We start from the raw sequence: 18050 nt of genomic DNA on the forward strand, positions 1-18050 counted from the left end.
TCTTATATATGTTTAACGGGAAAGAATGCTAAATCAAAGCCAAACATTTCCATTAAAAAACTGATCAATAAAGAAATATGGAAGAAGAAGAACATATAGCGGGTGTAATAAAGAAATACATGGAAGGCGGAATGACACCTGCTGAACAAGCTGAACTACATGAATTATTGTTAGCTGGTCAGGATAATCAGATTGTTGATCATATTCTTACTTTGATGGATAAAGAACAAGAGCAATCTCCATTGGCAGAAGAAGAAATTACCGGGATACTCAGAAACATCTTTACTCTTGATCAGATAGAAAAACCTGTACTTCATATAAGACACAATAGGTTTCCACTTATAGCGGCCGCTTCAGTAGCCATTTTGTTATCTATCGGTTTTTTCTTTTACCAATCTATAAATTCTAAAAGACAAGCAGAACAGGCTCTGCAAATAGCCAAATCTAAAAACACAATCATACCTGGCAGTAACAAAGCCACATTAAAATTACAAAATGGTCAATTAATTGAACTAAATGACAAGCCACAGGGAGAAATCGCGTCAATAGCCGGAGTCTCTATTAGAAAAGATAAAAACGGACAACTGGTGTACCAGGTTTCCAATAATACGGAAAAAGAAAGCCAAGGTATTAATACCATTAGTACACCAAAAGGAGGACAGTACCAAATCATTCTTGCAGATGGAACCAAGGTTTGGCTCAATGCAATGTCCAAACTGAGCTACCCTACGTCATTCAAAGGGAATAAACGAGAAGTAACACTAGAAGGAGAAGCTTATTTCGATGTTAAAAAAAATACAGCGCAACCATTTTTAGTAAATAGTAATGGGCAACAGATAGAAGTATTAGGCACCCATTTCAATGTTAATGCTTATGCCGATGAAGATGATGTAAAAACCACCCTGATAGAAGGTTCAGTTCGTTTAACCACATTAAACAAACAACAAAAGATAAATCGAAATTCTAAAATAGCGACGCTTGTTCCCGGACAGCAGGCGATAACAAACACAACTGGTAAACTATCACTTCAAGCAGCCGACATGGAACAGGCCATTGCCTGGAAAAATGGAGAATTTAGCTTCTCTGGTCGCAGGGTAGACGAAGTTATGAGACAAATTGCCAGATGGTACGATGTAGATATAGAATACCGTACAGACGTATCAAATAAGGAATTAATGGGTAGTGTATCGCGGTTCAAAGATATCAGAGAAGTGCTTAGAAAACTGGAGTACACAAGTGTTATTCACTTTAAAATTGAAGGAAGGAGGATTATTGTAACAGAATAATACTAATCTAAGAGAACATTTCTGGTATCCCGACTACAATCAGGACACCAGCAATGCGAATAACTAATAACAGGCGACTTTTCGACCGGCAGCCCGTTAAATAATTGTTTAAATGATTAATCCATATGCTATCAATCGTGTAATACGATCTGGATAACTTATGACCTAACAAACCAAATTTATGAATTTTTTTATTCATTCAGAAAAGCCCTTTCTGAATACGAGATTAATACTAAAACATTTAAAAATAAGAAGTGGAGTTCTCATGCGTATAAATATTGTGATGATTATACTCTTGGGAGGGTTGGTACAGCTGCAGGCCAAAAGTTTGGCTCAGACAGTCACTATTAATGTCCGTCAGGCTAAATTTGAAGATATTTTTAAAGAGGTAAAAAAACAGACTGGTTATCATTTTCTTTATAACAAAAAGATACCTGAACTAAACAAATCGCTTACAATATCTGTAAAGAACAAGCCTTTAAAGGAATTTCTGGCAGCTTGTTTTGCCAATAGACCTTTAGAATACACTGTAGATCAGAACACTATCCTGATCCGTGAAAAATCAAAAAAAGAGATCGCGGAGCGTAACATGAACAGTGAAAAGCAAAAGATTATTAAAGGTAAGGTTACCGACGAACATCAACGTCCGATACCTGGAGTCAGTATCAGAATAAAGAAAAGTAACGAAGGAACAATTACTAATGCCGATGGAGAGTTTTCCATTGAGTATACTGATGAAAGTGATATGATTATCTTCTCAATGATTGGTTACAAGACTATAGAACAACCTATAGCCGGCAAAACAACTATAAACGTCATTTTGCTGGAAGACACACAGCTCATGCAGGAAGTGGTTGTGACTGCACTAGGTATCAAACGTGATGAAAAAGCATTGGGTTATGCCGTACAAAACATATCTACAAAAGGACTTACGGAAGCCAAAACTGTAGATGTAGGCACAAAACTTACGGGTAAAGTTGCCGGTTTAAATGTAAAAAACAGCACAGAGTTTAACGCGGCACCTGTTTTAGAATTAAGAGGCGGTGCAGCATTGCTGGTTATTGATGGGGTCCCTTTCGCAAACCTTTCCCTTCGGGATATTGCTCCGGATGATATTGAATCCATATCTGTACTAAAAGGTGCTACGGCATCCGCATTGTATGGTTCCAGAGGTGGGAATGGAGCCATCATGATCCAAACCAAAAGAGGACATAAAAACGGTGGTCTGGATATCAGTTTTAACAGCAGTTCTATGTTCACCAGTGGTTTTTTGGCCATGCCGGATGTACAAACTTCCTATAGCAGCGGTAGTGCAGGGAAATACCGTATCGGCGATTATGTATGGGGAGATAAGCTGGATGTTGGTCGAAAAGCCAATCAATATAACCCTTACACCTACGAATGGAAACAAACTGAGCTGGTATCGAAAGGAAAAGAGAACCTTTCGAATTTTCTCGAAAGCAGTTATATCCTTAACAACAACATTAGTATCAGTCAACAGGGTGAATTTGGCGGAGTACGTTCTTCTTTTACCTATGTAAAGAACAAAGGACAGTATCCAAATACCATGCTTAATAAATTTACAGCTGCTTTGGCTGGTAACATGCGCTCCGGGAACTTCGATATGGATGCTGGTATTACTTATAACAAACGTTATTATCCAAACAACGTTGGAACTGGTTATGGTGCCAGTGGATACCTCTACAATCTTATTGTATGGTCAGGTACGGAGTTTGACATCAGAGATTATAAAGACTATTGGGTTAAGGGTAAAGAAAATTCTGAACAGAACTGGATGGATAAAGTATGGTATAACAATCCGTATTTTATTGCCAATGAAATGCTGAACGGTAGCGACTATGATTTCTCTAACGCATTTGTAACCGCTAATTATAAAATCAAACCATGGCTAAAAGCTACAGTGAGATCTGGTATTGATTACTTCGCTCAAAAAACAGAGAACCGGAACCCGATTGGTACAGTTGGTGTGGTAAAAGGTTCATATGGTAAAAGTAATAACTCAGGATACAGTTTAAATAACGATTTCCTTTTATTAGCCAATCACAAATGGGGCAATTTTGGGATAGATGGTCTGGCCGGTGGAACAATTTATTACTGGAAGGACAATTCTACAGGTGTATCCACACAAAATGGCTTAAGCGTACCCGGCTTCTATTCTATCTATGCGTCCGTTGATCCTGTTAGCGCTACACAATCTCAATCTCAACGTCAGGTCAACAGTTTGTATGCTAAGGCTACACTAAGCTGGAAAAGTGAACTTTTTGTTGATATCACCGGACGTAATGACTGGAACTCTACTTTAACCAGAGATCAACGCTCCTACTTCTACCCTTCTGTTGCAGCAAGCTGGGTGGTATCTGAAACTTTTGCATTACCAAAAGTAATTGACCTTTTCAAACTCAGAGGTTCGTGGACAGAAACCAAATTTGCTCCTGGTGTTTATGAAATCAATACGACCTATGGACTGAGCATCAATAGCTGGAACAATATGACGGGCGCCAGTTATCCTTCAACGATACGAAGCAAAGGCATTAAACCGCAAAGTGTAAGGTCTTATGAAACCGGTTTTGCCGCAGCATTATTAAACAACCGTTTAAAGTTAGACTTTGCTTATTATAATAATTTGTCTTACGACAATATCCGTGCAGTAGGTGTAAGCGGAACCTCCGGATTCAATAATACCTATATCAACTACGACGAACAATTGGTACGTAAAGGATTTGAGGTTACATTAAGCGGAACAATTATTAAAAAGAAAGATTGGAACTGGGAAAGTACATTAAACTGGTCGACAACCAGAAATTATTATGCTAAACTTGATGAAAGATATTCTACTGATCAACCCTGGGTACAAAAAGGCAATCGTTGGGATTGGATTTCAGTATATGATTATGATAGAGCACCCGATGGAAGTATTATCCATAGTGGAGGCTACCCGGTTATCAGCAAGTTCGCTTCATTGTTAGGATATTCATCGCCGGATTATATTGTCGGTTTGACCAATACAGTGCAATGGAAAGACTTAAGTTTATCTTTTACCATTGATGGACGTGTGGGGGGTAAACTATTCAACACCATGAACCAGGCATTGTGGAATTCAGGTACGCATATAGACAGTGATAACAGTTATCGTTACGACCAGGTTGTAAATGGACTAAACAACTACGTGGGCCAGGGCTCTATCGTCGTTTCAGGGACGGTTCAAAGAGATACCTATGGAAATATTATCCCGGGAACAGATACCCGTGTTTTTGGTCCAAACACCAGGGCCGTGTCTTATGAAAGTTATTCAAAAAACACTAACCCTTATATCGGTACACAAAGAATACAGAATTTCTATGACCAAACTTTCTTTAAGTTAAGGGACCTGAGCATTAGCTATAACATCCCGGCCTCGGCAAGTAAAAAACTAGGGATGAAAAATGCTTCTGTGAGCCTGATTGGACAAAATTTACTGCTATGGACCAAAGATTTCAGGTTCTCAGATCCTGATGTTGGTTCAGATAACCTGAATTCCCCATCGATAAGGTACATCGGAGGAAGTTTAAAATTTAGTTTTTAAATAAAAGAAAAATGAAAAAATCTATTTTATTTCTGATCATATTTGCTGTAATATCTGGCTGTTCTAAGTTCGAAGAAATCAACAGTAATCCCAATGCAACCGAAAAGGTAACACCTGCCATGCTGGCTACAAGCCTGATATTAGGCATTACAAAGAGCGCTACCGGCAAACCTTTTGCTACATCCGACTTCCTAACCAAAACTATGGCCTGGGGCGAAAATGGAGACGGTTATCAATACAATTCCTTTGGTCGCACAAGCATGGACTATACCAGTCTTACCAACATCAAAAAAATGGTGGACCTTGCAGTTGATGCCGATAAAAAGGCTTACAATGCTTTAGGCCTTTTTATTAAAGCCTATCGTTTATTTTATATGTCGTTAGATCTGGGCGATATTCCATATAGTGAAGCGCTTCAAGGTGAAGAAGGAAATGTAACGCCAAAATATGACACGCAAAAAGAGGTAATGCGCCTTATTCTGGCTGATCTGCAAGCAGCTGATGAGGGGTTTGCTGCCGGCAGAAACTTTACCGGAGATCCGATATTTAACGGTAACATCCAGACCTGGAGAAGAACGGTTAATGCGTTCAGATTAAAGGTATTGCTCCATTTGTCTAAAAAAGCAGATGATCCTGACCTGAAAATAAAAGAAAAATTTGCTCAGATTGTTCAAAGTAGCCCACTATTACAGAGCAATGCTCAAAATTTCCAATTGGTATTTTCTGATAAAGTAAACCAGTACTACCCTTTCAACAAAACCATACATAAATATGTAGAATATCCGATGATCTCCGATTTCCTGATAGATTCATTAAAGAAGATGAACGACTACAGGTTATTCCATTATGCTAATCCTTCTGTTTTTCAAACTGAAAACCAGGGCTTATCTGTAGATGACTGGGATGCTTATCTCGGTGTAGATCCTTCTGATGTATTTAGTAATTTGAAAGTACTTTGGACAGCCGATAAATTTTGTTTGTTGAACCTAAGATACTCCGATTATATCCCTGGAGAGCCTTTGGTTAGAATAGGATTTGCAGAACAAAACTTTATTATTGCCGAAGCAATAAGCAGAGGCTGGCTAACAGGTAATGCGAAAGAGTATTACGAAAATGGTATCAAAGCTGCTATGAAATTTGTGGCAGACAACACTCCGGACAATGTAAACTATCATCATAACCGTAAAATCACAGACGCTTATGTGCAGACTTATTTAACGGGTATTTTTGTTAATTTTGCTGCAACTCCAGACAAACAAATTAAACAAATTCTGCAGCAAAAATACTTCCTGAGGTTCCTTCAAAATCCTTATGAAGCCTATTATGAATACCGCAGAACAGGGTATCCGAACTGGCCAATCAACCCTGCAACCAGTTTGAATGAAGTTAAAGATAAGATTCCGGTTAGATGGATGTACCCAATGGTAGAATATACCAGGAATGAGAAAAATATAAAAGATGCTATTGCACGTCAGTATGGCGGTCAGGATAGCCCTAATGAATTAATGTGGATATTGAAATGATAAACAAGATTGTCTTTTTTAAGTTTTTGTTGCTTGCATTCCTCTTTACCGATGCTACTGCTCAGGAGAAAAACTTACGCGTACTACAGTTTAATATATGGCAGGAAGGTACAGTAGTACCTGGTGGTTTTGAAGCCATAGCAGATGAAATCGCAAACCTGTCGCCAGACCTTGTGGCATTTAGTGAAGTCAGAAACTATCAGGAAACCAGGTTCAATGAACGCATTGTGGCAGCACTTAAAGCAAGAGGCAAAACTTATTATTCTTTTTACAGTAACGATAGCGGGATTCTTTCCCGCTATCCTATTTTGTCGGCCGAGGCTATCAACTATCCCGCAGCAAAGGGTACCATACACAAAGCAATTGTTGAAATCCCAGCTCACGGGCAGCTGGCTTTCTATACTGCGCATCTTGACTACCAACACGCTGCAAATTACCTACCTCGCGGTTATCACGGCAGTACCTGGGCAAAACTGCCCGCACCGGTAAAAAACCTGGATACTGTTTTAAAAGAAAATCTGGGTTCAAAGCGTGATGAAGCTATCGCAGCCTTTTTGTCGGATGCAAAGACTGAACTGAAAGCAGGTAGAACGCCCATCATTTGTGGAGATTTTAATGAACCTTCGCGTCGGGACTGGACAGCAAGAAACAAACATGATTATGATCATCAAGGTTTAGTTGTTCCATGGACAACCACAGTTACTCTTGAAAAGAACGGTTTTGTTGATGCATTTCGCAAGGTATATCCTAATGAAATAACTCATCCAGGTTTTACCTTTCCCTCGTTCAATAAAGATGTACCCATCAACAAACTAATCTGGGCTGCTGATGCAGATGAAAGAGATCGTATTGATTTTATCTTTTACAAAAAGAACAAAAAGCTAAAGCCAAAAGCAGCCTATGTAGTTGGGCCAAACGAAAGTATTCTAAAATCAAAACCCGTAAAGGAAACAAGTCAGGATAATTTTATCATACCAAAAAACATTTGGCCCAGCGATCATAAGGCTGTTTTAATTGATTTTGAATGGCAATAGTTAAAGACCTAAAAAATTGCAGTCAGCTTTTGCCCTTTCGCTAGCTTAATCTCATAGATATCACCTGCTTTATTTACGTTTTTAACATTCCATTTCGGTACTCTCCCGTTGAAATTGTCTTTAATCTTAACCAGGCCGCCCTGAGCAGCTGTTATGCTAAATCCGGTGGTCAAATTGTTTTTACGGCTTGCAGAAACCTTGTATCCTCCTTCAGCTCTTAAATCTGTAAAAGAAGCATCGGCCCATTTTTTTGGTACTGCCGGAAAAATACGGATAACCTCTGTATTGATCTTACCGGGAGTTGAGCTCCAGCTTTGAAGCAACATTTCATGAACAGCTTGCGATGCCAGGAAGTTACCCTCCAAAGTAAACGGACGATAAGTGAAGCTGGAAAAACCACTTTTTGTCTGATCACCGTTCACATGAAAACCATTACGCAATATAAAAGCCTTCACGAAAATATCAAGATCCTTAATAGCCCCTTCAGCGTCCCCTACTCTTGCTTTTAAGCAACTCATCCAGGAGAAACTGTAACCACACCACTGACTTGTTCCCAATTTTTCCCAGCTGCGCAGACTCGCATCAATGACTTTTGTAGCTTTTTCACCGTTTTCAGCAGTGATTAAATTAAAAGGATACAACCCAATGATGTTAGACAAATGACGATGGCTTTGCTCCAATTCATTATTTTCATCCAGTAGCAACACACCGTTGGCATTGGTATGATAATCACCTAATGCGGCAGCAGCCTCAGCCCATTTATTTACTTCATTCCGTTTACCGCTAGCTTCAGCCATTTCCTTTAAAGCCAAGAACAACATTTTCAAACTCATCAGGTCGTAATTGCTATTCGGTTCCAGCCAGGATTTAGGACTGTTATCAAAAATTTCCGGAGATGAAGACAGTGGTAATTTCAAAATCCCTTTATCATCTTTTTTCAATAAGCCCAACATACATTCTCCGACTTCCGAACTCCATGGGTAAGCTTTTTCTTTCAGGAATTTATCATCAGCAGAATAGCGCCAATGAAGATAGAATAAATGTGCACTCCAGGCACTCATGGATGGCGACATACTATATTGCCCCCAACCACCCAGTGGTTGTCCACTATATGACATTACGCCTGGACAGGCCAAGCCTCCCGTACCATAAAAATCCCTGGCAAAAGCACGAAAAGAGTCGCGACGGTCCCAAAGAAAATTCAGATAAGACGAACCTTCATCAAAACGACCAGATCCCTGGTAAGCCATATAAGTCATCTGCGTATTCAGGTCATTATGATAGTCACCTTTCCATGGAGGTAATGAACCATTATCTGCTGTCCAAACTCCCTGTAATGGCATAGGCGGGGCGTTTAAGCGTGAGGCTGCTCCATAAAAATATTGAACCAGGTTATATTGCTTTTGAATTGCTGTATCCGGTACATTTACACTAGATTTCTGCCAAAATGCATTCCACCATTGTTTATGCGGTTTAAGTACAGCATCATATCCTTTTGTTAAAGCAGCTTTGGAACGTTTCTCTGCAAGGGCAAGAAAATCTGGTGCATCAGTTGTAGAGGTAATGCTAACTGCCAGTAACGTTTCTTTACCAACTATCTTTTTTTCGACATAAACACAATATTTTAATCCCTCTGCCGCTTCCTGTATATACCATTGTGCATTACCTTTTTTTCCTTTTACGGCTTCAGGATACCCCAGTTTACTTACAGAACCGCCACTGCTTGGACCACCCTTTTCACTTGTATTTCTACGATATACGTCCGATGTACTTAAAAGATCGACAGCGTCAGGAACCGCACCTTTAATAGAAAACAATGCCACTGGCTCACTCGCGCTATACAGTCCTTTTATCACCGCACCCGAGCTAAAACGAACGAAACCTTCAGCAGTTGCCAGTTTCAATTCAAAATCTTTTACAATTTGCCCCACCGGCAATTTGATTTCAACACGTCCCCCTGGCAATTTAGTAGGACTCACACCATTATATGGGGTATCCCACCAGCCATTTACTGTCGTAAATTTCTTTTGGCTCACCATTTCTACTCCCTTCTGATAAGTATACTTTTTCCACCACTCCTTTTCACCAAAAGTACGCTCATCCCATAAATCACCTCTGTCAAGCGACAGTCTGATCGTGTTATTCTCCCCCCATAATAAACCACCTGTTAAACCATTTCCCAATGGAATACCTTCATCCCAGGAGGTTATGGGAGCTTTTAGCAATAAATTATAACGGGCCTCAGGTAAGCCTGATACTTGTGCCCCAACTGTTAAAACACAACATAGGTTTAACAGTAGCAAAATAGTTTTAATTGGTTTCATTTTATTTGGTTTGATTTGTATGTTTCGTTGGTTACTGAAATACCTTTACCCAGTCAACAATCATTTGTACAGGTAATTGATCTGGATCTACTTTCCCTACCCAGCTACCCCCAAGCTGCTGATCGATCATCACATAAAAGGGTTGATCGTAGGGCCATTGACTAGGATCTACATCAAGTTTGCGAGGATAGCGGAATGTCTCTTTCCCATTCAATGTAAATACAAGTTTATCGGGGTACCATTCCAGGCCAAATACGTTAAACTCATTTATATCCAATTTAGCTGTACCGGAATGTACAGGGTTAGTCTTTTGCTTTAGATCAAGTGTATAATAAGAATGTGTGGTTTGATAAATAATTGAATCGAAATTAAGATGCTCCATAATATCTATTTCTCCATTTCGTGGGTACTTTCCGTACTTATCCTGCTCTGCCAGCATCCAGATAGCAGGCCATGCACCCTGTGCACTCTCCAGTTTAGCACGCACTTCAATTCTCCCATACTGATAGGCGAATTTGCCTTTTGAATAAATCCCTCCTGTCAGATAAGGTCTGGGATCCTTCAATGTATCCGGATTCTTAATTCCCCTTAAATATAACTTTCCATCAGATTGACGATAGCAGGCCGAATCACTGCTCATGTGCTTATTCCAATCACTCTTTCCCGAAGGAATTTTGCTCCATTTACTATTATCCAGAACACTCCCTGAAAAATCATCCTCCCATATAAGTTTCCACTTTTTATTTTCTCTTCCTTCTTTTTGAATGTAGATGTATTTGGACTGATCATTTCTTAAGGAATGCATCATTTTACATGATGAAAAAACAATACACACAAAACCTATATATCCTAACAATCTATTCATACATTAATTTTATTTTAAATCTATTCTCTATGTAAATGAGCATTCACCTCCAAAAGATACTTATCCTTAAATCCGTAACTAACCTTATAAAAGCCACTTCATGAAGTAAGCCAACAAACGAATCATCTGCAAAAATCTCGCCCACCGAGCCACTGATAGAAGGTAGATAATTAACCTTCTACAGACGTTAAAACTGGCAAAACTAAAATTACTCTTATAAGACTTTCGCAGGAATGGATTAAATGATTATTTACATGGATTATTATTAATAATTTTCAACGTTTCCTCTTTAACATCGTTCTTATCCTGCAATCTAAAGGAAAAATGCTAAAAAGCACTTTAAAAAGAAGCATTAACCTGATAATGTTTCAAAATTTGTGGGTAATACCCCCAACAAATCTGACTTAACCCTAAAAATAACAATGTATTTTATTAATTACAAACCAATTTCTGGGCTATGTTTTGTGTAGTATTTATTACACACAAATATAACCCGTATGAAAAAATTAATCATTGCTGCACTGGCTTGCTATGGCCTGAGCGCCCGTGCCCAGATGCACGAATCCAAAAACTTTCTGTATCTATATTCCGATTCCGTTATCTATGCAAAAAAGATAATGCTGCGACCCGATTTTGCAGGCTACTGGCAGCTTCGCGCTGATTCCCGCCGGGTCCCGACCGAACAGGTCAAATTCTTTAACAATGAAGAAGGCTTCTTTGCCAATACCAGAAAACTCCATCTTGGCGGTCTCAGCTCTTTTTCAGAACGAATTATAGACGGACGGATCAATGTCTTTCAGGAAATGACCTACGATCCTTTTTTTGACAACAGAGGTCCCAGATACATGGACAGAAGGCAATCTCGTGTCGACCTTAGAATGTACTACAACAAAGGCTACGGCAATCTGAAAAAGGTGAATTACAATAACCTGAAAAACGACATGAGTGATCATGCAGAAAGCATGGACTTGCTAAAGGGCTACAAGAAAAGTATGAATACCAGCAAAATCATGTATACCGCCGCCGCAGTTTCTGTTATAGCAGGAATCGTCTCTTTCCTGGCTGCAGATAAAAAGGTTGATTCTTCTTTTCCCGGTCATTTCGGCGATAGAACTTCCGGTATGAATACTTCATTTTCGGACTACACCCCAAGTTTAATTATGTTTGGTCTTGGTTTAGGATTTACGGCAGGCGGCTATGTGATACAAACATCGGGATCCCGACACCTGGAAAGAGCTGTAGATGCTTATAATAGATAATATTATCCATTATTAAACTTGTAATACTCAGAAAAGCCGTCTTCTTTTTGGACGGCTTTCAACTGCAATACAGATTTCAACAGCCATTTACTATTGTTGTCTTACAAACTGAATATAATCTGTATTAACAGGTTTAATGTTATGCATTTTCATTTCTTTGGCTATCTGTGCGCGATGGTAAGTACCATGATTAAAAACATGTAACAAAATATCAGAAACAGATGTTTCGTAGTAGTCGCCATTTGAAGTTGTATACTTTATGACAGGAGTATCTATCATTTCAAGGTATTCCAGATCTGATAGACCATTTGCACTTTCTTCCATCAACCTACCACAAGTTTCAAGATCATTTAATTGCCATACAGCGACATTCGATGCAATCCCCTTAATTCGGCAAAGCCATATCGTTTGCGCATTCACAATGTGACTGAACAGTGAGATACAGGATTCAGGGATTGAGTCAGCGTTTGCCTTTAAAACATCCAGCAAAAGTGAATTTGCCCAATTGTTGTATTTGCAGAATTGATTTAACATCGCAATTTCTATTTTAAATAAACATACCCTAAAAATACAGTTTTATCAGCAACACACCATTGGTCTAAATACAATCAAGGGAGACATGAAAAAAAATAAACAACATCAATAGCCCTTTTTCCGATTTGCTACCTCTTAGTAGTAGCCGGAATAAACCGGCAATCTAAAAATAGAAGTTTAAACACTTATAATCATGACAAAAAAACAAATATTAATAGTCGCTATTATAATAATTGTAACAAGCTTAATTTCCTTTTGGTTTGGAATGTATGTTGTAATCAACGACGTTGGCGGAAAAGAAGTAAAATTTAAAGAATCAATTAAAGTTGAAGCACCTAAGATTGATACGCTAAACAAGCGATAGTATAAACAACAACAAGCTTACCGCAAGTTTCAAGATCATTTTTGTTGTATTTGCAGAATTGAATCAACATAGTAATTCAAACTGTTTTCTTGTGTACAAGATAATCATTACTTAAATAATGAAACCACCTTTTTACCAGCCATTACAATTGCAACAATAATTAATCCGGCAACCGATCCAACTACAAATTCCTTAACTATCGGTGTTATTTGTGGAAATAGATGGTGTAAAAAATCAATGTTATGAACAAAAATTCCACCAGAGACCAAGATCAACGCGATTGTTCCGACTACACTAAGAATTCTAATGATGATAGGCAGTGATTTAACCAGCAAAAGTCCAAAACTTGCAACCACGCCTTTTTCATTTGCGCGTTTAATTAGTTTGTAGCCCATATCATCCATTCTTACAATCAACGCTACAATTCCATATACACCAATTGTAGCCAACAGCGCAACAACCGAAACCGTTAGGATCTGTAATGTTAAACTCTTTTCTAAAACAGTCCCTAAGGCAATAATTACAATTTCTACAGATAGAATGAAGTCTGTTGTTATAGCAGATTTGATTTTTGCTTTTTCTGCTTCATTACCATCCTGCTTAATTTCTTCGACCACCTCGTGTCCTTCCTTTGGACGATGAAAAAAGTATTCGACTATTTTTTCAACACCCTCATAAGCCAGGTACCCTCCTCCTAAAACTAAGATGACTTTAATAGCGATCGGAAAAAATGCACTAAGCAGTAAGGCGATAGGAACAATAATAATTTTGTTAATTAAAGAGCCCTTCGTAATTGCCCAAAGTACAGGGATTTCGCGTGAGGACAAAAAGCCAGTAGCTTTTTCAGCGTTAACAGCTAGATCATCGCCCAAAATACCGGCAGTTTTCTTAGTCGCTATTTTGGCCGCAATGGATACATCATCCATCAAAGCAGCTATATCATCCAAAATCGCAAAAATACCTGAAGCCATATTTATTAAATAATTAGGGTTGCAAAATATAAATACGATTTCAAATTATCACCAAAAACAGTTGTATATATTTAAACAAATAGAAATGATAATCTATTATTTTTTTAGTAACAGAGCCCCAATGTTCTGGTTAAAAGTCCTCCCCTGGTCACAATTTGTAAACAATACATATCCATTTCGATTGCTTTTATTAATCTTAAATCCCGATTGAAAGTCTCCATTATTCCCTCCATGCTCATATATAATTCCGAAATCTGTTGGTTTAATAGCAATTCCTAACCCCCAGCCAGTATCTCCATTGTATATGTAGTGCGGACTACTTTTATCTAGCTGCACTTGTTCTTTGAACATTTCGTCATTCAAAGATTTTGATAGTCCCTCTCCATTCATCAATCCTATAAGAAAATCAGAAAAAGCAATAGCTTCAGTATGCAGTCCGCCGGCGGCGTCAAACCATGTTGAATCTTGCTCTGGAAAAGCTATCGGCCATGCTTTAGACACCACCTTACCATTGGCATGTCCTTTTACCTTATGTTTTGTTATGTATTTTGCGGAACTAAACCATGCCCTTTTCATATGAAGAGGCTCAGCAACTTCCTTCTGGAATAAAGGGTCCAGCGTTTGAACAGTTAAATTACTCAACTGAGCAATGACTTTAGTCAGGTAGACATAGCCCTCACCGGAGTAAGCAAATTCTGTACCCGGTGTAAATTTAAGATACAATTCACCATACTTGTACCTGCTTTCATCACGTTTATCTGAATAACGCCAGTTTGGAAAGCCTGTCGTATGTGATAACACCATACGAGCCGTTATCAATTTATAGCGTTCATCTTTTTCAATATCCTGATAAGGCAGGTAACGATACAATGGAGTATCCAAATCCAAAACCTTTTTGTCTACTAATCTCAATACAAAATATGCGAACACAGTTTTTGACAATGATGCAGCTTCAAAAATGGATTTTGCATCAACCTTCTTTTTTGTCTCCATATTTGAAATACCCAGGGAACGATGATAAACAACCTTTCCATTGTTGATCAAAGCAAAAGATAATCCAGGTAAACCTAAGGAGTCTTTTTGTTTTGTAATGAAGGCATCTAAATCTGTAATACTTATTCCATTTCCACTCAGCGTTTGTAATTGCGAGTAGCCTTTAAAATTCACCAGGCAAAACAGAACCAGCAAACTGTTATAAAAAATATTCTTATTCATAATCAGGTCTCTTAATTTTAAATCAACTATTTCATAACCGGTTTTAAGACATACCATTATGACATTATGTTACAGTTCTTTTACATGAAGATATTTTCTGATTTGTATGATTATGACATCAACCCTAATCAGTTACACTGTCTGAATAAATTTATGTTAGAGGTTTATGAATACATTCAATTATAGGAAGTTTCGCATTTGATTTAAATTCAAAAAACACGAACTTAATGTATTATGAAATCGCTGGCCTTTCAAAATATATTGTTTGTGATTTTACAACCGGGCATTGTAGCCGGAGTAGTCCCTTATTTTCTGGTTAGACATAAAATTGTAAGTCTGCTCAATGCCCCCTTTCAAACCTTTCAACATATTGCTTTTTTAATACTTTTAATAGGATTGATCATTGTACTTCATTGTGTATTCCGATTTTTTAAAGACGGAAGAGGAACCCTTTCTCCCGCCGTCCCCACAAAACAATTGGTAATCAACGGCCTTTACAAATATTCCAGAAATCCGATGTATATAGGCGTGATGCTAATCCTGATTGGGGAAACGATTTTCTGCAATTCACTCCATCTTCTACTCTACTCAGTTTTTGTTTTTATAGCATTCAATCTATTCGTCATTTTTAGGGAAGAACCACGGTTAAAAAAAGACTTTGGCGAACAATACGATAATTACAAGCAGCGGGTTAAGCGCTGGATTTAGTGACACTCTTCTAAAATAAAAGAAGTACAACATTCAATAAAAAGGCCATTTTTCTTATCAAAAAATGGCCTTTTTATTTTTATTTCCGTGCGTTATTTATTTCTCCAAAAAATCTAACTCAGCAATAGCCAGTGATTTTTTATTGCCGGTAATGCCTGTTGCCTGTACCTGTATATACCTCGCTGAAATTGGTTGTTTGAAATACTTAGTTCTGGGAGTTGGATCATTAATCAGATTGCCAAACTCAAAATTATCTACAGTCTGCCAGTTTTTACCATCATTACTAACCTGAACAATACCTTTTTCCATCATGCCATCTAAAAAGTTTTTAGGCGGCGTATAAACAAAGGCGGTTAAATGATAAGTATTACCTAAGTCAATAGCGATCTGACGATTTTCATCAGCAACTTCAGAAAGCCAATAGCTACGTTTGTCTGCATCAAAGGCTTTTGCTCCTTTATTTGCATTTACCTCACTACTAACTGTTAATAATTTCCAGTCTTTTTTCACCAAACCAAATGTCTCTGCAGCAATACTTCCTTTGTCTTTATTGGCGATAGCAATGGCTTTGATTTCACCTTTGCTTATTGAAACCGGACCGGTGTATTTTTTTGACGCGGCAGTAGGTTCAGTACCATCTGTAGTATAGTAAATCACAGTGCCATTGCTCAGATTTCCCGTGGCATCCTGTCCATGCGGTTTCCATCCAAATTCATGTGTTTTTGGAGAAATGGTTAATAAACCATTAACATCTCTGTTCATTTGTAACTGAGGTGGTTTTGGACGGTAATAATGAGCTTCAATTGTAGCTATAGCAGGATTTTCCCTCGATGAAAGTACTTTTAATCTAAATTTTGAAGAAGTAACCTCAGGAAAACGTAATATACGTTTATAACCAACATTTGTTGCTGAAGCAATTTTTTGCCACTTATTTCCCAACCAGGCTTCTATTACATGCTCTTCCACCCTTTCACTATGAGAAGCTATGGCTTCCTGCAAAACAATTCTGTTTATCGTAACAGGTTTACCGGTAACAATTTCTATACTTTTTTCTGGCTTAGTCAACAACAAATAAGTACCCATACTGTTATCCAATACTTGTTTTGGCCCTTTTGCATTGGCAAATAAGTTTTTGCCATAAGTTTCGTTGATGCGTTTACCTACTTCATTTAAAACTTTTACATCCTCCGGCGAGAATTTTCCGTCACGGTTTGGCGGAATATTAAGCAAGAAGGTTGAATTACCACCAACAGCTCTTTCATAAATATCAAAAACATCATCCGTACTGCGTACTTTTTGTTTTTCATCATCGCGGTAAAACCATCCTTCACGTATGGATGTATTGGTTTCGGCCTGCTGATAGTGCAAATATTTTCCTTTGTACAAGTCCTCCCTGCTTCCCAAAGATTCGTTGGTCATATCTGGAAAGTTGCTGGCCGTATTCGGATTTTCAGTATAAGGAATCACATTCCATTCAGTATCCCTTGTTGCACCCGCTTCATTACCACACCAGCGGATATCCTCTTTACCAAAAATAACTGCCTTTGGTGCCAAAGTATGGATCAGCTTTTTCCAGGCCGCATAGTTGTAGGTTTGTCCGCCTTTTGTTTTTGGGTGCGCACCATCAAACCAAACTTCATCTACCTGACCATATTCCGTTAAAACTTCAAACAACTGGTTAAGGAAGTATTCATTATAATCATCAACCTCAAATTCAAATTTGGTTTTATTAGCAAAGGGCCTTCCAGAAACCTGACGTGGAATAGTACGTTTAGTCACCTTACTTAAATTACCATACAAACCTGTAGGACTTTCAATCTGAAACAGATCAGCAGGAGATAAATAGATACCTAGTTTCAGACCATGCTTTTTACAAGATGCTGATAGGTCCTTTAGAATATCGCCCTGGCCTTTTTGGAAACCGGTCGACATAATTCCATGAGTAGTGTAACGACTTTGCCAAAGTACAAATCCATCATGGTGTTTTACGGTAAGTATCACCATTTTCATACCGGCGGCTTTCATTGCCTGGCACCATTGTTCGGTATCCAGCTGCTTTAGATCAAAAATCTTCGGATCTTCTTTACCATTACCCCACTCCATTCGTGTAAAAGTATTAGGGCCAAAATGAATAAAAGCAATAAATTCATTTTTAAGGGCAGAAAGCTGGTTGGCTGTTGGTACTACATGTGCCGCCTTGGCTATGATTGTAGCCTTAGTGTCGCCTGCAGAAATTTCAATTGTGTTTTTCGGTTTTATTGATTCTCCACTTTGCGCACGGGCGTTCAAACAAAACATCGCCATTAAGGGCGCTGCAATAAATATTTTTTTCATAATTCATTTGTGTTAATCTAATATCGTATTTATATCAGAAAATCAACATA

General features: G+C 38.3%; 13 protein-coding genes. 7 read left to right on the forward strand and 6 right to left on the reverse strand.

The window, feature by feature from the left end; translation table 11 throughout:
- Positions 1 to 77: 77 nt before the first annotated feature.
- From R2Q84_RS04870 to R2Q84_RS04885, 4 genes are all read left to right on the forward strand, one after another.
- Positions 78 to 1286 carry a FecR family protein gene (locus R2Q84_RS04870; RefSeq protein WP_316815403.1) on the forward strand — a complete coding sequence of 403 codons (1209 nt, stop codon included), beginning with the start codon at positions 78 to 80 and terminating at the stop codon, positions 1284 to 1286.
- Positions 1287 to 1569: 283 nt separating this feature from the next.
- On the forward strand, positions 1570 to 4869 hold the full coding sequence (locus R2Q84_RS04875) for a SusC/RagA family TonB-linked outer membrane protein (RefSeq protein WP_316815404.1): 3300 nt from the start codon (positions 1570 to 1572) through the stop codon (positions 4867 to 4869).
- Between the two features lie 11 nt (positions 4870 to 4880).
- On the forward strand, positions 4881 to 6392 hold the full coding sequence (locus tag R2Q84_RS04880) for a SusD/RagB family nutrient-binding outer membrane lipoprotein (protein WP_316815405.1): 1512 nt from the start codon (positions 4881 to 4883) through the stop codon (positions 6390 to 6392).
- Positions 6389 to 7426: an endonuclease/exonuclease/phosphatase family protein gene (locus R2Q84_RS04885; RefSeq protein ID WP_316815406.1), complete on the forward strand. Its 1038-nt coding sequence runs from the start codon at positions 6389 to 6391 to the stop codon at positions 7424 to 7426. Before R2Q84_RS04880 ends, R2Q84_RS04885 begins: the two co-directional genes overlap by 4 nt.
- A gap of 8 nt (positions 7427 to 7434) precedes the next feature.
- Here R2Q84_RS04885 and R2Q84_RS04890 read toward each other — a convergent pair whose 3' ends face one another.
- Complete coding sequence (locus R2Q84_RS04890) at positions 7435 to 9750, reverse strand: glycosyl hydrolase family 95 catalytic domain-containing protein (protein WP_316815407.1); 2316 nt, start codon at positions 9748 to 9750, stop codon at positions 7435 to 7437.
- Positions 9751 to 9781: 31 nt separating this feature from the next.
- Positions 9782 to 10615 carry a glycoside hydrolase family 16 protein gene (locus tag R2Q84_RS04895; RefSeq protein ID WP_316815408.1) on the reverse strand — a complete coding sequence of 278 codons (834 nt, stop codon included), beginning with the start codon at positions 10613 to 10615 and terminating at the stop codon, positions 9782 to 9784.
- A 497-nt stretch (positions 10616 to 11112) separates the two neighbouring features.
- Between R2Q84_RS04895 and R2Q84_RS04900 the strand changes: the two genes are divergently transcribed.
- Positions 11113 to 11874 carry a hypothetical protein gene (locus R2Q84_RS04900; protein WP_316815409.1) on the forward strand — a complete coding sequence of 254 codons (762 nt, stop codon included), beginning with the start codon at positions 11113 to 11115 and terminating at the stop codon, positions 11872 to 11874.
- A gap of 90 nt (positions 11875 to 11964) precedes the next feature.
- On the opposite strand, the gene R2Q84_RS04905 is transcribed toward R2Q84_RS04900, so the two are convergent.
- A complete protein-coding gene (locus tag R2Q84_RS04905; RefSeq protein ID WP_316815410.1) occupies positions 11965 to 12408 on the reverse strand; it encodes a DinB family protein in 444 nt (147 codons plus the stop codon).
- Positions 12409 to 12601: 193 nt separating this feature from the next.
- Between R2Q84_RS04905 and R2Q84_RS04910 the strand changes: the two genes are divergently transcribed.
- Positions 12602 to 12772 carry a hypothetical protein gene (locus R2Q84_RS04910; RefSeq protein WP_316815411.1) on the forward strand — a complete coding sequence of 57 codons (171 nt, stop codon included), beginning with the start codon at positions 12602 to 12604 and terminating at the stop codon, positions 12770 to 12772.
- A gap of 107 nt (positions 12773 to 12879) precedes the next feature.
- On the opposite strand, the gene R2Q84_RS04915 is transcribed toward R2Q84_RS04910, so the two are convergent.
- Both R2Q84_RS04915 and R2Q84_RS04920 read right to left on the reverse strand, forming a co-directional pair.
- Positions 12880 to 13743: a DUF808 domain-containing protein gene (locus tag R2Q84_RS04915; protein WP_316815412.1), complete on the reverse strand. Its 864-nt coding sequence runs from the start codon at positions 13741 to 13743 to the stop codon at positions 12880 to 12882.
- A gap of 96 nt (positions 13744 to 13839) precedes the next feature.
- The gene (locus R2Q84_RS04920) at positions 13840 to 14958 is read right to left on the reverse strand and encodes a serine hydrolase domain-containing protein (protein WP_316815413.1); all 1119 of its coding nucleotides are present in this window, start codon (positions 14956 to 14958) and stop codon (positions 13840 to 13842) included.
- A 234-nt stretch (positions 14959 to 15192) separates the two neighbouring features.
- On the opposite strand from R2Q84_RS04920, the gene R2Q84_RS04925 reads away from it, so the two are divergent.
- Positions 15193 to 15666, forward strand: coding sequence for an isoprenylcysteine carboxylmethyltransferase family protein (locus tag R2Q84_RS04925; protein WP_316815414.1), 474 nt, complete (start codon positions 15193 to 15195; stop codon positions 15664 to 15666).
- A gap of 96 nt (positions 15667 to 15762) precedes the next feature.
- Here the strand turns inward: R2Q84_RS04925 and R2Q84_RS04930 are convergent, their stop codons facing one another.
- Positions 15763 to 18000 (reverse strand): alpha-L-fucosidase, encoded by a 2238-nt coding sequence (locus tag R2Q84_RS04930; protein ID WP_316815415.1) that lies wholly within the window; start codon positions 17998 to 18000, stop codon positions 15763 to 15765.
- Positions 18001 to 18050 lie beyond the last annotated feature (50 nt).

This window comes from Pedobacter nyackensis (genome assembly GCF_032678475.1).
Taxonomy (GTDB): Bacteria; Bacteroidota; Bacteroidia; order Sphingobacteriales; family Sphingobacteriaceae; genus Pedobacter; species Pedobacter nyackensis_A.

Coding starts and splice junctions, on each gene's coding strand:
- R2Q84_RS04870 (WP_316815403.1), top strand. CDS start 78: ATGGAAGAAGAAGAACATATAGCGGGTGTAATAAAGAAATACATGGAA.
- R2Q84_RS04875 (WP_316815404.1), top strand. CDS start 1,570: ATGATTATACTCTTGGGAGGGTTGGTACAGCTGCAGGCCAAAAGTTTG.
- R2Q84_RS04880 (WP_316815405.1), top strand. CDS start 4,881: ATGAAAAAATCTATTTTATTTCTGATCATATTTGCTGTAATATCTGGC.
- R2Q84_RS04885 (WP_316815406.1), top strand. CDS start 6,389: ATGATAAACAAGATTGTCTTTTTTAAGTTTTTGTTGCTTGCATTCCTC.
- R2Q84_RS04890 (WP_316815407.1), bottom strand. CDS start 9,750: ATGAAACCAATTAAAACTATTTTGCTACTGTTAAACCTATGTTGTGTT.
- R2Q84_RS04895 (WP_316815408.1), bottom strand. CDS start 10,615: ATGAATAGATTGTTAGGATATATAGGTTTTGTGTGTATTGTTTTTTCA.
- R2Q84_RS04900 (WP_316815409.1), top strand. CDS start 11,113: ATGAAAAAATTAATCATTGCTGCACTGGCTTGCTATGGCCTGAGCGCC.
- R2Q84_RS04905 (WP_316815410.1), bottom strand. CDS start 12,408: ATGTTAAATCAATTCTGCAAATACAACAATTGGGCAAATTCACTTTTG.
- R2Q84_RS04910 (WP_316815411.1), top strand. CDS start 12,602: ATGACAAAAAAACAAATATTAATAGTCGCTATTATAATAATTGTAACA.
- R2Q84_RS04915 (WP_316815412.1), bottom strand. CDS start 13,743: ATGGCTTCAGGTATTTTTGCGATTTTGGATGATATAGCTGCTTTGATG.
- R2Q84_RS04920 (WP_316815413.1), bottom strand. CDS start 14,958: ATGAATAAGAATATTTTTTATAACAGTTTGCTGGTTCTGTTTTGCCTG.
- R2Q84_RS04925 (WP_316815414.1), top strand. CDS start 15,193: ATGAAATCGCTGGCCTTTCAAAATATATTGTTTGTGATTTTACAACCG.
- R2Q84_RS04930 (WP_316815415.1), bottom strand. CDS start 18,000: ATGAAAAAAATATTTATTGCAGCGCCCTTAATGGCGATGTTTTGTTTG.